The following is a 14189-nucleotide window of genomic DNA, read 5'->3' as shown; positions in this document are numbered from 1 at the left end:
ATGCGCCTCGTTTTCCCACTGCTGGCGGCGCTATGCGTTACGCCGGCCCTCGCCCAGGACGCGCCGGCGCTGACGCTCGAACTGAACGCGCTGACCCCGAACGACACCGGCTGTCGCGTCACCTTCCTTGCCACCAACAAGCTCGGCACCGAGCTCACCCGCTCCGCCTTCGAGATTGCGCTGTTCGGCGCCGGCGGTGGCATCGAGCGGCTGGTGTCGCTGGATTTCAAGGCCATGCCCGAAGGCAAGACGCGGGTGCTGCAGTTCGACATCGGCGAACTCGGCTGCGACAAGGTCAGCCGCGTGCTGATCAACGATGTCGTCGCCCGCGAGGGCAGCGGGCTCGACCCGAAACTTTGTCTCGCCGGCCTCAGCACCGTGTCGCGGCTCAAGGGCGTGGAGTTCGGCATCTGATGGAAACGATCGTCGAAGCTGTCGAGCCGGTTGCGGCGGCACATGACATGTCGATGTTCGCGCTGTTCATGCAGGCGGACTGGGTGGTGAAGTCGGTGATGCTGGGGCTGCTGTTCGCCTCGATCGCTTGCTGGGCGGTGATCTTTGCCAAGACCGCCGCCTACGCCCGCGCGAAGCGCGAGATGCAGGCGTTCGACAGGATCTTCGCCTCGGGCGAGCCGCTGCCGCAGATCTATGCTCGGCTGAAGGACGGCCCGCGGACCGGGCTGGGCGCGCTGTTCGCCGCGGCGATGGAAGAGTGGAACGGCAGCCACGCCGAAAACGCCGCCAATTCCGGCGGCTTGCAGGCTAGGCTCCGCATCGTGCTCGACACCACGGTTGCGGCCGAGAGCGAGAAGCTCGATCGCAGCCTGTCGCTGCTGGCGACGGTCGGCAGCGCGGCGCCGTTCGTCGGGCTGTTCGGCACGGTGTGGGGCATCATGAATGCCTTCACCTCGATTGCCGCAGCCAAATCCACCAGTCTTGCCGTGGTCGCGCCGGGCATTGCCGAAGCGCTGTTCGCGACGGCGCTCGGGCTGCTCGCCGCCATTCCGGCGGTGATCGCCTACAACAAGCTTTCGGGCGATGCCGGACGGCTGATCGGCCGGCTCGAGGCGTTCGCCGACCGGGTTTCGGTGCTGCTGTCGCGGCAGCTCGATGCGCGGGGGAATGTCTGATGAGCATGTCGCTGCAGAGCACGCGGGGGCGGCGCGGCCGGCGCGGCGAGGCGATCAGCGAGATCAACATGACGCCGCTGGTCGACGTGATGCTGGTGCTCCTGATCGTGTTCATGGTGACGGCGCCGCTGCTCACCTCGGGCGTGCCGCTCGACCTGCCGGAGACCAACGCGCCGGAAATGAAGGTCGAGGGCACCAAGCCCCTTACTATCTCGGTGGACCCTGAGGGCCAGGTCTATCTCGGCGAGGACCAGATCTCGCTCGACACGCTGCTGACCTCGGTGGCGACCGCCGCGGGCGACGCCGGCACGCAGCAGCGGCTCTACATCCGTGGCGACGCCACGGCCGATTACGGGCTGATCATGCAGGTGATGAGCGACTTGAGCCGCGCCGGCTATGCCCGCATCGGGCTGATCACGCAGCAGCGCGAGCCGTGAGATGAAGCGGGCCGCCCTCGCCTCCGCCGGCATCCATATGGGGCTGATCGCCGGAGCCTTCGTGTTCCTGAACCTCGAACCCGTGGTCGACGAGACCGCGGCGGAATCGGTCGCCGTCGAGATCATCTCGGTCGACACGGCCACGAGCAACCCGACCGAGGAGATCAGCGAGGCGACCGAAACGCTGGTTTCTTCCGGGGCGGAGGTCGAGGCGGAAGAGGTGCCGGAGATCGCAGAAGCCGAGCCGATCGAAGTGGCGGAGACCGAGCCGGCCAGAGCCGTGGAAGCGGTCGCGGCGCGGGTCGAGGTGGCGAAGATCATGCCCACTGAAACCGAAGAGATCCCCTCGGCCGACGTGTTGACCGTGGCCACCGATCCGATCGCGCCCGTCGAAGCCGTGTTGCCGCAGATGATCGATGCCGCGGCAATGGGGGTTGCCGACAGTGTCGCGCCATCACAGTCCGATCCACTCGAAGCGGTGCGCACGGCGACGATCGGGCAACTTACGCCGGAGCCGCCGGTCCAGCAGATTCCGCCGGCGCTGGCAAAGCCGGCCGAAGTGATGAAACCGCTGGAAACCGCCAGCCTGTCGCCGGTGATCGAAGAAGAGCTCCAGGTCGCGCCGATCCCGAAGCCCCGGATTGTTCGCAAGCCGGTGGCCGAGACGCTCGAGCCAGCCAAAGAGCCGCCGAAGGAACGGGCCGAGGAAAGGCCGAAGCAAGCTGAAAAGCCCGCCGAGAAGAAACCTGAGAAGAAGCCGCCGTCGAAACAGGCGAGCCTCGGCAATGGCGGCGCGGCGGAAGCCGACAGCGCTGCAAAGAAATCCGGTGGAGGCGCCGGCAAGCAGAACGACGGCGGCAGTGCGGCCGCAAGCAAATATCCGGGTCTCGTGCAGACCAAGGTGGTGCGCGCCGCGCGAGCGCCGAAGACCAGAGACACCAGGGGCGAGGCCACGGTAAGGTTCGTGGTCGGCGCCGAGGGTAATCTGCTGAAGGTTGCGCTGCTGCGCAGCTCGGGCAACGCCGCTATCGACGAGGCGTCGCTCGCCGCGGTGAAGCGCGCAGCCCCTTTCCCCCCCATTCCCGAGGCCGCCGGTCGTTCGTCCTGGCAGTTCGACGTCCCGCTCGGGTTCTAGTCAGTTCATGTTCGGAGGCATTGCGATGCAGGAAGAAGAGAAGAAGGACGTGCTCCTCGAAACCACGGCCGAAGCGGTACGCGAGGCCAAGACGCTGATCCGCACCGCAAGGTCGGGATCCCTGGCGACGCTCGAGCCGGGCACCGGCTGGCCGATCGCCACTCGGGTCGGCGTGTCCACCGATTTCGACGGCGCGCCGATCATCCTGATCTCAAAGCTCGCTGCCCATACCGGGGCGCTGCTGAACGATCCGCGCTGTTCGCTGCTGATCGGCTATCCGGGCCGAGGGGACCCGCTGGCGCATGCCCGCGTCACCATCGCCTGCGAGGCGCGTGAAGTCGCGCGCGACAGCGAGGAGCATCGGCGGCTCGACACGCGCTACCTGATCCACCAGCAGAAGGCCAAGCTCTATTCGGGGCTGAGCGACTTCCGCTATTTCCGGCTGGAGCCGAAAAGCGCATCGTACAATGGCGGCTTCGGGCGCGCCTATGCGCTGACGCGCGAGCACCTGCTCAACACCAACCCGGCAAACCCCGAACTGGCCGAGACCGAGCCGAGCGCCGTCGAGCACATGAACGACGATCACGGTGAGGCGGTCGGGCTTTATGCCGAGCACTTCGCCAAGGCCGCGCCGGGCAAATGGCGGCTGATCGGCGTCGACGCCGAGGGCATGGACCTTGCCGATGGCGACGAGGTCCGCCGCGTCTGGTTCGACACCGAACTCACCTCGTCCAAGGACATGCATACGACCCTGGTGAAGATGGCCGGCGAGGCCCGTCGCGCCCTCAACCGTCCGCTGAAGGATGCGAGGGTGGGGTCGTGAGGCGGGCTCTTGCGGCCGCCCTGTTGGTGACGACTTCCCCGGCCCTGGCGCAGGCGACGCTGCCGGGCGGCGCCTCGGCACTGAACGAAGCGCATGGCAGTTGGACGGTGAACTGCACGCTGGTCGAAGCCGGCAAGGATTGTGCGTTCTCGCAGACCGCGGGGAATCCGCAGACCGGTACCGCGCTGGTGGCGGTAGAGCTGGCGGCTCCCAGCGGCAACAAGGCCGAAGGCATGCTGCTGACGGCGTTCGGGCTGAGGCTCGACGCCGGCGTCCGGCTCGGTATCGACGGCCAGCAGCTGGGCGAGGCCCTGCCCTTCCTCACCTGTGTTTCGACCGGATGCCTGGTGCCGCTCGATCTCGACGAGGTGGCGCTGAGCGCCATGAAGGTCGGCACCACCCTCGAGGTCACCGGGGTGAAGGTCGACGACGGGCAGCCGGTCACCGTGCCGCTGTCGCTTGCCGGCTTCACCGCCGCCTACAACCGCACGGCGGAGCTGGCGCAATAGCATTTAAACTTGACTCAGATACTCACCTTTAATAGAGCGTGAGCATCGGCCCGCGAGGGGCCGTAACACCAGCAAGCCATGCGGCGTGCGGCGCGCCGACAGCCAGCCAACATCTTCGGTTTCTTTCGGGGGCAGGCATGTCTTATCGGCCGCATGTCGCGCGTGCATCGGCGCGCGCGCGTATCTCACCTTGGTCACTGGTCGGCATCAGCGTTGCGACGCTGCTGTGCGCCATGCCGCAGCCGGTCGCGGCGCAGGAGCTGACCGAGGCACAGACCACTATCCTCAAGCGCATCACCTTCATCGCGCAGCGCAACGCCAAGAGCGTGTTGGATGTGCCGGCGACGGTGACCGTCATCGACGGTGAGACGCTGGAGAAGCGGATGATCCGCGACATCCAGGACCTGGTCCGGCTCGAGCCCGGCGTGCAGGTGGACCGGTCGTCGTCGGCGACGCAACCCTGGGCGCAACTGGGTGGCTTCACCATCCGCGGCGTCAGCGGTAATCGCGTGCAGATGCAGGTCGACGGATCGCGCACCATCGAGAGCATCATCGACGGCGGTCGCGACGTGATCGACCCGTGGAACATGAAGCAGGTCGAGATCGTCAAGGGGCCGGCCGGCGTGCTGTGGGGCGCCGAAGCGCTCGGCGGCGTGGTGTCGTTCCAGACGCTCGATCCCGAGGACCTGCTCGACGACAGCGAAAAGCCGTGGGCCGTCGAGATCAAGACCGCCTTCGACAGCTACGATCGCAGCTTCCGCCAGCAGATCAACGCCGCCTACGATTTCGGCAACGGCCTGAAAGTACTGGGCTCGCTCGGGCATGTCTCGTCGCATGAGGCGACGCTGTCCAACGCCCGCGCCGATGGCGGCATCTGGGGCTGCGCCCGGGCGCCGAACTGGTCATGCGACAGGTTTTTCCCCACCGACGCCGAGGCCTATAACGGCATGGCCAAGGCGGTGTGGACGCCCAACGCCGACCACCGCATCGAAGTCACCGCCGAATGGAACAACCGCAAGACCGACGTGTACCAGGTCGATACCGCGGCCAACGCGGTCAGCGGCACCCCGACCACCAGCAGCCAGTACAATGTCGATGAGTGGACCCGCTCGGTGATCGTCGAGCGCCCGCGCTTTGCCATCGAGCACGAGTGGCAGGTCAATAACGGCTTCATCGACAGCCTGAAGTGGGACCTGAGCTATTCGCCGCAGCGTCGCGGCACCGACAGCTTCAAGAAGCAGAGCTACGCGCTGCCGGTCTCCTACTACACCACCAACCACGCGGTGCGGGACTATCGCGAGGCGTTCCTCGAAGCCGAGATCCAGGCGATCTCCAGCTTCGAGCTCGGGGCCAGCAGCCACACGCTGACCTACGGCTTCGACGGCGACATCGCCAACACGCTCTATGACGATTACACCGACACCTACAATTCGCGCACCGGGGTGTCGGGCCACGCCGAGTATAGCGGTTTCAGCTTCCCGGATGTCGAGACGGTGCGGGCCGACCTCTACATCCAGGACGAGATCAAGCTCTTCGACGAGAAGCTGACGATCACGCCGGGGCTGCGCTACGCCACCTATTCGATCGATCCGACCAAGGGGAAGGCGCCACCCTACCTGCCCGGCTTCAAGCCGGAAAAGATCGACTCGCAGACGCTGATCAAGAGCATCTCGGCCAAGTACCAGTTCACCGACGCGATCTCGGCCTATGTCGCCTACAACGAAGGCTACAAGATGCCGACCAGCCAGCAGCTGTTCGTCTCCAGCCTCGATCCGTTCTCGGGCGGCGAAGTGATCCCCAACCCGAACCTGCGTCCCGAGACGGTGAAGAGCTACGAAGTCGGCGTCCGCGGCGAGTTCGAGACGGGCTGGATCAGCGCCACGGCGTTCCACTCCAACTACACAGATTTCATCCAGCGCCTGCAGGAAGTGGCGCCCGATACCTACACCTCGGTCAACCTGTCGAAGGTGAAACTCTCGGGCATCGAGCTCGCCAGCGAGTTCGAAGTTTACGAGAACCTGTTCTTCAACACCGCCGTCACCTACCAGTACGGCCGTCAGCAGGCGTCGCCGGACGCGGCCGAGGGCTGGTACGAGCCGGCGACACCGCTGACCACGGTGTTGGGCCTCCGCTACGAGCTGCCCGAAAACGACCTCGAATTCGAAGTGTTCGGCACCTTCGCCGCCGGCCCCGAGCACCGCAACAACCCCGATGCCTTCAAGCCGGACGGCTACGCGATCTTCGACGCCTTCACCAAGTGGAAGCCGACCGAGGACATCGAGATCACCGCCGGCATCCAGAACATCTTCGACACCCGCTACTTCCCCAACACGCTCAACGGCTACAACCTGCCGGGCGTCCCGGGCGGCACCAATGCCGGCAATGCGCCGCCGGAGCTGCAGACCGGACCCGGCCGCACCTTCAAGGTCGGCGCCTCAGTGAAGTTCTGATCCGCTCATTCCGCGGGAGAGCCGGCCATGGCTCTCCCGCTTTTCTTTTCGGAGGCACTTTATGGTCCGCGTCCTTGGTCAGTTCTGGCGACTTCTCGGGCTCTCCATCGGAGGGACGGGCGGAAAACTCGGGATTGTGCTCTACGCCGTGGTGCTGGCGCTCGAGCTCAGCCAGATCCTCGTATCGCTGCGGATGATCGAGTGGAGCAAAGCGTTCTACGATGCTTTGCAACAGATCGATGCAGCCGAGGCGCTGACGCAACTGGGGATCTTCGCCGTCATCATGGTGATCGCGGTAACCCTGACAGTCGGCTCGAACTACGTGCGGCGGCATCTCGAACTGCGCTGGCGTACGACGTTGACGACCGCCTTCATGAGCCGCTGGCTCAACAGCAAGGCATTCCTGCGGCTGGAGCGTGAGCGCGGCAAGGGGAGCAACACCCCGCTCGACAATCCAGACCAACGCATTGCCGAAGACTGCCGCTTCTTTCTTGCAGGCCCGCAAGGCGAGCATGGCGGCGGCAGCGGCATTATCCCGCTATCACTCGACCTCATCACCAACGTGGTCGCCATCTTTTCCTACGTGGCCGTGCTGTGGGGACTCTCGACCTTCTCGCTGCCGCTCGGTTTCATCGGCATCGACGCCGAAATTCCGCACTACATGGTGTGGGCCGCGTTCCTCTATGTGGCACTTTCCACCAGCCTCACTCACCTGCTGGGTCGGCCGCTGCGGCGGCTTTATGGGGAGCAGCAGCGACGCGAGGCAGATTTCCGCTTCGGTCTGGTGCGCGTGCGCGAGAATGCCGAGCCGATTGCGCTGACCGGCGGCGAGGCGGCAGAGACGCGCGATCTCAATGGACGGTTTGCGCGGCTGCTCGACAATGGCCGGCGGCTGATCGGGCGCGAGACGCGGCTGATGAGCTTCACCTATCCCTATCGCTACACGGTGCTCCGCATCCCCACCTTCCTTGCGTTGCCGGCGTTCTTTGCCGGCTCGGTGACCTTCGGCGGACTGATGCAACTGGCATCGGCGTTCAGCCAGGTGGTGACGACGCTGTCATGGTTCATCTTCTCTTACCGACCGCTCGCCGACCTCGTGGCCGCCTCGTCGCGCCTCGACGCGTTCCTCGACGCGACTGGCGAGGCGCCGATCTTCGCTGGAGGCCCGGAGAGAACCCCTTCGAACGACGGTGCCCTGGCGCTGAGCAAGATCGAAGTATTCACGCCCGATGGTGCGGCGCTGCTCGGCATCGACGCGCTGAAGCTGAAAACGGGCGAGGCGATCTGGCTTTCCGGGGCGTCGGGCCTGGGGAAAACCACGTTAATCAAAACCATCGCCGGGGTGTGGCCGCACGCCAAGGGACTGATCGGCCAGCCCTCCGGCAACGCCCTTTTCCTGCCGCAGCAGGCCTACTTTCCGCCGGGGATGCTCACCGAGATCGTCGCCTATCCACACGCCCCCGAAACATTCCCGCTGGCCGGACGGATCGCCGCACTGCAGGCAGTGGGACTGGGGGACCGGCTGGAGAGCGACGGCAACGCCGAAGGACGGGGCCTGGGACTTTCTGGCGGCGAACAGCAGCGTTTGGCGCTGGCGCGCCTGCTGCTGCTGAGGCCCGACTGGGCATTCCTCGATGAAGCAACCAGCGCCCTCGATGCGGCAGCGGAAGCCTCGCTGCTGGCGCTGCTCAGGCGCGAGTTGCCGAACACCGGCTTCGTCATCGTGGCGCACCGCAAACCGCAGGGCATCGGCGCCCTGACCATCGTGGAACTGAGTGTCGCTTCGCCGGCGCCCTCCCCCTCACTCGAACCCGCACTTGCATAAGGATTCCCCGATGCTCGACAAGCCCACCCCCCTGTCCCGCGCCCGCCTCGACGCAAGCGCCCAGGATGTCCTTGCTAGCCTCCCCGCCATCGGCAAGCTGATGGTAACGGCGCGGCACCTCGGCGCTACGCATGAGCGCATCGGCGTCGTCGAGAGCGTAAGCTTCGAGAACGGCTGGGCAGTGATCGGCGGCGCCGAGCACGAAAGCCGGATCGAACTGGGCTCGGTCGCCGAGATCATCATCGACCGCACCAGCGTGATGAAGGACAAGGCCTATCCACGCATCGACCTCAACCGCGCCGACGGCAGCTACATCTGCGGCATTGTCGGCTTCGACGGGATCGAGCCGTTCGATGCGGCGGTGGCTGCGCTGGGCGTCGGCACCGCCATCGACGCCAAGCCGGACACGCCGCCGGGCGAGCGGGTCGAGGCCAGCGAAACCGACCCCGGTCGCCTGCCGCTGGAAGATGCACAGGCGGCGCAATCCCCGGTGGTCATCGGCTTCAAGCGCCCCGGCTTCCAGCAGTTCTGGCGCGGCACCATCGAGACGGTGAAGCCGGCCATGGGCTTCATCAACGTGATGCGGTCGGATTTCCATCTGCACCTGAAGGCCGGTGCAGTGGCCGAATGGCGCCGGGACTCGGTGACCGGCGAGCGCGAAGCGTTCAACGCCGACGGCGAGCCAATGGGGCTGACGCTGCTCAGGGCGAACTAGTTTTTCGCAGATGCAGGCGCTCCCCTCCCCTTGAGGGGAGGGGAAGCGACGACTGAAAGGTCGATGCGAAACGGCGAGCTGTGACACCACCCCCCCCTCATCCCAAAGCGCAATTGCCGCTTCGGGCGAGATATTATAATAGCATTGGCGCGGGGCTGGAGGAGTCGTGCCAATGCAGGTTGAGTTGAGCGGGCGGGTGGCCCTGGTCACCGGCGCGGCGGGAGCGATCGGCCGCGCCATTGCACGACGGCTGAGCGACAATGGCGCCAGGGTCGTCGTCGCCGACATCAACCGCGACGGCGCCGAAGCCTATGCGGCCACCCTGCCCGGCGCCATGGCGGCGATGATCGACATCTCGAGCCGCGACTCCGCCGAGGCGGGCGTCGCCGAGACGATCGCCCGCTACGGCCGGATCGACATCCTGGTCAATAATGCCGGGGTCAACAGCTTCGTCCATCGGGTGAACATTGACAGCTTCCCACTCGAGGAATGGGAGCGGATCACTCGCATCGACCTCGACGGGCTCTACCTGATGAGCCATGCGGCCCTGCAGCCGATGGTGACGCAGGGGGAAGGCGGTCGGATCATCAACATTGCCTCGGTGGTGGGCCTGGCAGCGATGCGGCTGCAGAGCCCGTTCGTCGCCGCCAAGGCCGGCATCATCCACATGACCCGCTCGATGGCGCTGGAACTGGGGCCACAGGGCATCCTCACCAACGCCATCGCACCCGGTTCGATCATGACCGAAGGGACGCGCTCGCTGTTCTACGGCGCCGACGGCACGTTCGCCGGCCGTACCGCCGAGTTCATGCAGCATTTGCCGCTCGGCCGCCCCGGCACGCCCGAGGAAATAGCCGAGGCGGTGCTGTTTCTGAGCTCTCCCGGCGCCGGCTACATCAACGGCCAGGTGCTGGCTGTCGATGGCGGCTGGACCGCCGGCTACATGATGTGAGGCGACAGATGCGGATCGAGCTTCAGAACAGTTTCGTCGAGTTGCGCGGTGAGCAGAACGCAATAGCGACGGCGGTGCTCGACGCGCTGCGCACCAACGGGGCAACGGTCGGCGCGGTCGCGCCGGTGCCTGATATCCTCATCGTGTCGCTGCCGCTGTTGCCGGTTGCCGGGTTCGACCCGGGGGCGCAACTGTTCGCTGCGCGCTCGACCGGCGACGCGATGTTTGCACGGGGCAGCGGACGGGTGCTGTTCCTCGTTTCGGCCGTGGCAGGGATGCCGATGCGGCGGCACGCGGAATTCTCCGTGGCGATGGCCGGGGTGCTGGCGACGGTGCGCACCATGGCGATGCAGTTGGGGCCAAAGGTGCTGGTGAACGCGCTTGGGGTTGGCGCGGTGGGGGAGCCGCTGCTGGCGGGCGACCCGGCGATGCTCGGGCATGCTTCAGTGAAGCGGCCGGGCACGGTGTCGGAGGTTGCCGACACGGCGCTGTTCTTCTGCGATCCGCTCAATAGCTACACCACCGGTCAGCTGCTGTCGGTCGACGGGGGATGGAGTGCCGGCTATGGCCGCAATTTCTGAGCATCTCGAGCTCCGCTCCGGGCCGTTGGCGGTCGACCTCGCGCCTCGTATCGGCGGCAGCATTGCCAGCTTTCGGATCGACGGCATCGACGTGATGCGGCCGCTCTCGGACGCCAACCGGCAGGCCGGCAATGTGCTCGGCGTCGCCTCGTTTCCGATGATCCCGTTCGCCAACCGGATCGGCGGCAACGCCTTCACCTTCGAGGGGCAGCGCTACGGTTTCACCGCGAACAATCCGCCGGAGATCTACCATGTACATGGCACTGCCTGGCATCGGCCGTGGGCGGCCGAGCAACTGGCCCCCGGACAGGCCGTGCTGACGCTGGAGGTGGCGGATCCCTCGTCCTACTCGTATCGCGCCGAGCAGCGGTTCACGCTCACCGAGAGCGCACTGGAGCTGGCAACGCGGGTCACGAATACCGGGGCGCGCCGCATGCCTTTTGGTTTCGGGCACCACCCCTGGTTCGAGCGGGACGCCGATACGACGGTTGAGTTCGGCGCGACGAGCTTTCACCTCAACGAGCCGGAAGGAATGATTGGGCAACGGGTGTCACTGCCGCCGGAAGTGTCCTTCAATATGGCCGCGCCACTGCCGATCCACTGGCGCTGCAGCGACTATGGCGGCTGGGACGGCAAAGCGACGCTGCGCTTTCCAGGCCGCGGGGCGGGGATCACCATGAGAGGCGATGCGCCCTACAGGCACGTGATGTTCTACGCCGATCCGGCGCTCAACGTGTTCTGCGTCGAGCCGCAGACCAATGCCTCCGGGGCGTTCAATCGGCCGGACGGGTTCGGTGATCCTGAGGATGGGGTGATCGTGCTGGAGCCTGGCGAGAGTGCTGAGGGGACGCTGACCTTCACGCCGTTCCGAATCTAGAAGAAAAAGGCCCTCTCACCCGGATTGCTGCGCAATCCGACCTCTCCCCCCAGGGAGAGGTATCGGTGGGGCGAGATCGTGCCACAGCCCACCTCTCCCTTGGGGGAGAGGTCGGCGCGAAGCGCCGGGGGAGGGGGCCTTTTTTGGCCTAGGACGCCGCCCGAACCGTCTCCGCCTGCGCTGCGGCGACGGCACGCAGCACGCGATCTTCACCGCCTTCACCGCGCTTGAACGCGTCGACGACGCGGCCATCGGCGATGGTGAGGCAGCGGTCGCAGAGGCCGAGCACTTCTTCGAGTTCGGACGAGACGACGATCAGCGCCACGCCCTTGTCGGCCAGCTCGACGACGAGACGGTAGATCTCCTGCCGGGTCGCTGCATCGACGCCCTTGGTCGGCTCGTCGAGCAGCAGCACCTTGGGGGCGCGCATCAGCACCCGGGCGAACAGCAGCTTCTGCTGGTTGCCGCCGGAGAGGTGCGCCACCGACGCCTGCGGCGAGGACGCCTTGACGTTGAGCTGGCGCATCGCCTGGAGGATGGCGCTGCGCTCACGATCGCCGCGGACCATGCCGCGGGCCGAGAGCGGATCGAGATTGCCAATGGTGATGTTGGCACCGACCGGCAGGTTGAACAGCAAGCCGTCGCGCTTCCGATCCTCAGTGAGGAGCGCAATGCCGGCGTCGCGCGCATCGCGGGGCGAGCGGATAGCCACCGGCCGGCCATCGACCGTCACCGTCCCCTCGGCGGGAACCCGGCCGAAAATGCCGTGCAGGATCTCGCTGCGGCCCGAACCGAGCAGCCCGGCGAGACCGACGATCTCACCCGCTGCCACCGAAAAGCCGACGTCGCGCGCGCCGTAGATGGCGCCCGGTTTGCCGGCGACATTGAGGTGCTCGACCTCCAGCATCGGGCGGGCGCCGACCGGCGCCTCGTGCGCGGGGAACAGCTTCTGCAGCCGCTGACCCGACATGGCAAAGATGAAGCGCTCTTCCTCGAATTCTGCACGGCCAAGCTCGGCAGCGACGCGCCCATCGCGCAGCACGGTGGCGCGGTCGCAGACCTCCAGCACCTCTGGCAGCCGGTGAGTGATGTAGATCATCGTGACGCCCTGCCGCTTCAAACGGCGCAGCACCTCGAGCAGCGCTTCGACCTCGGCGCCCGAGAGCGAGGCGGTCGGCTCGTCGAGCATCAGCACCCGCGGCTTGAGCGCCAGGGCGCGGGCGATCATCACCAGGTGGCGCTGCGCCGAAGTGAGCGAGGCGACGATGGCCTTGGGATCGATCGTAAGGCCGAGATCATCGAGGATGGCGCGGGTACGATCCTCGAGCTTGTGCCGGTAGATCAGCACACCTTCGCCCAGCCCGGTATGGCCGGCAAAGACGTTCTCGGCGACCGAGAGCTGCTCCAGCACCTCGATCTCCTGCGGCACATAGCCGACGCCGGCAGCGCGCGCCGCAGCCGGCGAGGCGAAACTGACGCTGGCTCCGGCAAGCGTGATCTCACCGCTGAAGGAGCCGGCCGGGTGGACGCCGTTGAGGATCTTCACCAGCGTCGACTTGCCGGCGCCGTTCTGGCCGAGCAGCGCGTGGATTTCGCCCGGCAAGACGTTGAAATCGACGCCGCGCAACGCCTGTACGCCGGCGAAGGCCTTGACGATGCCGCGAGCGGAAAAGATCGGGTCCATGGGCTGCCTTGGTTGATCTGTCCGGGAGGAAACCGCGCCGGTCCCGGGTCAGGGGGACCGGCGCGGCGGGAGGGCCGGCTTACTGGCCGGCGCTTTCGAGCATCGCGTAATAGGGGTCGAGGTCGGCCGCGGTGATCACCTTCGAAGGCAGCACGTTCATGTATTGGACCGTCTCGCCCTTGGCCAAGGCGCCGAGCAGTTCAGCGACCTTGGCGCTTTCTTCATAGAGCGGCTGCGCGACGATACCGTAGGCGGCGCCGGACTTCACCAGGTCGAGGTTCTGGCGGATGTAATCCATGCCGATGATCACCACGTCGCGGCCGGCTTTGCGGGCAGCGCCGGACCAGGTCTGGATCGAGTTGCCGGTGGTGCCGAAAGCAGCAGTGACATCCGGGTTGCCCTGGAGGATAGCGATGGCCTTGCCCTCGGCGGCAGAAGGCTCGAATCCTTCCATCTGCGTCTCGAGCACTTTGATATCGGGGTACTTTTCCGCAATGGTCTTGCGGAAGGCGTCCGACATGGCGTTTTCGGTGTCGTTGGAGGCGCCCTGGGTCAGGGCGACGGTCCCCTTGCCGCCGAGCTTATCGCCGATGGCGATGGCCGCATTGGTGCCGGCAGCCGCGATATCCTGCGCGGCAGCGGCCTTCAGTCCCTCGACCGAACCCTCGGGCGGCAGGACGTGCCAGGTGACGACCGGCAGGCCTTCCTTGGCGAGCTTGGTGATGTAGGAGTAGATTGCGGGATCGGGACCATAGACGCCGACCGCATCGAACTTGGTGCGCGACAGGGCGGCTTCGGCGAGCGGCAGGGTGGCCGGGATGTCCCAGTTGGTGGCGGAGGGGTCGCCCACCACTTCGCAGGTGTAGCCGAGCTCCTTGCACTTATCGAGGAAGCCCGCCTGCATCAGCCGGTGCACCGGGTGATCCTTCATCGCCTGCACCCAGAGCAGCTTGACCTCCTGGGCAGAGCTGGCCCCGGCAGTGCCGAGACCGGCGAGCAGCGCCGTGACGCCGAGCAGGCCTTTCACCAATCTGCGCTTCGAGATGTTCATGGTTCCTCTCCTCCATTGGC

The 14189-nt window shown here is 66.3% G+C and carries 14 protein-coding genes; 12 read left to right on the top strand and 2 right to left on the bottom strand.

The genetic code is table 11. The features are described from left to right. From APS40_RS15495 to APS40_RS15440, 12 genes are all read left to right on the top strand, one after another. Positions 1-414, top strand: coding sequence for a hypothetical protein (locus APS40_RS15495; RefSeq protein WP_055047911.1), 414 nt, complete (start codon positions 1-3; stop codon positions 412-414). Beyond that, positions 414-1130: a protein TolQ gene (gene tolQ, locus APS40_RS15490; RefSeq protein WP_055047910.1), complete on the top strand. Its 717-nt coding sequence runs from the start codon at positions 414-416 to the stop codon at positions 1128-1130. The genes APS40_RS15495 and tolQ overlap by 1 nt, the downstream gene beginning before the upstream one ends. Beyond that, on the top strand, positions 1130-1567 hold the full coding sequence (locus APS40_RS15485; protein WP_055047909.1) for an ExbD/TolR family protein: 438 nt from the start codon (positions 1130-1132) through the stop codon (positions 1565-1567). Before tolQ ends, APS40_RS15485 begins: the two co-directional genes overlap by 1 nt. 1 nt (position 1568) lies before the next feature. Beyond that, entirely contained in the window at positions 1569-2702 is a 1134-nt protein-coding gene (locus APS40_RS15480; RefSeq protein WP_055047908.1) for a cell envelope integrity protein TolA, read from the top strand. Between the two features lie 25 nt (positions 2703-2727). Then, complete coding sequence (locus tag APS40_RS15475; protein WP_055047907.1) at positions 2728-3525, top strand: HugZ family pyridoxamine 5'-phosphate oxidase; 798 nt, start codon at positions 2728-2730, stop codon at positions 3523-3525. Then, positions 3522-4034, top strand: coding sequence for an invasion associated locus B family protein (locus tag APS40_RS15470; protein ID WP_197279339.1), 513 nt, complete (start codon positions 3522-3524; stop codon positions 4032-4034). The genes APS40_RS15475 and APS40_RS15470 overlap by 4 nt, the downstream gene beginning before the upstream one ends. Positions 4035-4171: 137 nt before the next feature. Next, positions 4172-6484 (top strand): TonB-dependent hemoglobin/transferrin/lactoferrin family receptor, encoded by a 2313-nt coding sequence (locus tag APS40_RS15465; protein ID WP_082434446.1) that lies wholly within the window; start codon positions 4172-4174, stop codon positions 6482-6484. Positions 6485-6545: 61 nt separating this feature from the next. Further along, entirely contained in the window at positions 6546-8309 is a 1764-nt protein-coding gene (locus APS40_RS15460; RefSeq protein WP_082434445.1) for an ABC transporter ATP-binding protein/permease, read from the top strand. Between the two features lie 10 nt (positions 8310-8319). Next, positions 8320-9024: a hypothetical protein gene (locus tag APS40_RS15455; RefSeq protein WP_055047903.1), complete on the top strand. Its 705-nt coding sequence runs from the start codon at positions 8320-8322 to the stop codon at positions 9022-9024. A 172-nt stretch (positions 9025-9196) separates the two neighbouring features. Further along, on the top strand, positions 9197-9976 hold the full coding sequence (locus APS40_RS15450) for an SDR family NAD(P)-dependent oxidoreductase (RefSeq protein ID WP_055047902.1): 780 nt from the start codon (positions 9197-9199) through the stop codon (positions 9974-9976). A gap of 8 nt (positions 9977-9984) precedes the next feature. Continuing rightward, positions 9985-10557: an SDR family oxidoreductase gene (locus APS40_RS15445; RefSeq protein WP_055047901.1), complete on the top strand. Its 573-nt coding sequence runs from the start codon at positions 9985-9987 to the stop codon at positions 10555-10557. Beyond that, complete coding sequence (locus APS40_RS15440) at positions 10541-11434, top strand: aldose 1-epimerase (protein ID WP_055047900.1); 894 nt, start codon at positions 10541-10543, stop codon at positions 11432-11434. Before APS40_RS15445 ends, APS40_RS15440 begins: the two co-directional genes overlap by 17 nt. A gap of 148 nt (positions 11435-11582) precedes the next feature. Here the strand turns inward: APS40_RS15440 and APS40_RS15435 are convergent, their stop codons facing one another. Then, complete coding sequence (locus APS40_RS15435) at positions 11583-13118, bottom strand: sugar ABC transporter ATP-binding protein (protein WP_055047899.1); 1536 nt, start codon at positions 13116-13118, stop codon at positions 11583-11585. A gap of 79 nt (positions 13119-13197) precedes the next feature. Continuing rightward, entirely contained in the window at positions 13198-14169 is a 972-nt protein-coding gene (locus APS40_RS15430) for a sugar ABC transporter substrate-binding protein (protein ID WP_055047898.1), read from the bottom strand. Between the last annotated feature and the right edge of the window lie 20 nt (positions 14170-14189).

Origin of the sequence: Devosia sp. A16, assembly GCF_001402915.1 — a bacterium.
Classification (GTDB): Bacteria; Pseudomonadota; Alphaproteobacteria; order Rhizobiales; family Devosiaceae; genus Devosia_A.
The sequence above is the reverse complement of the archived record's forward strand: the minus strand, read 5'-3'. Positions and strand labels throughout refer to the sequence as shown.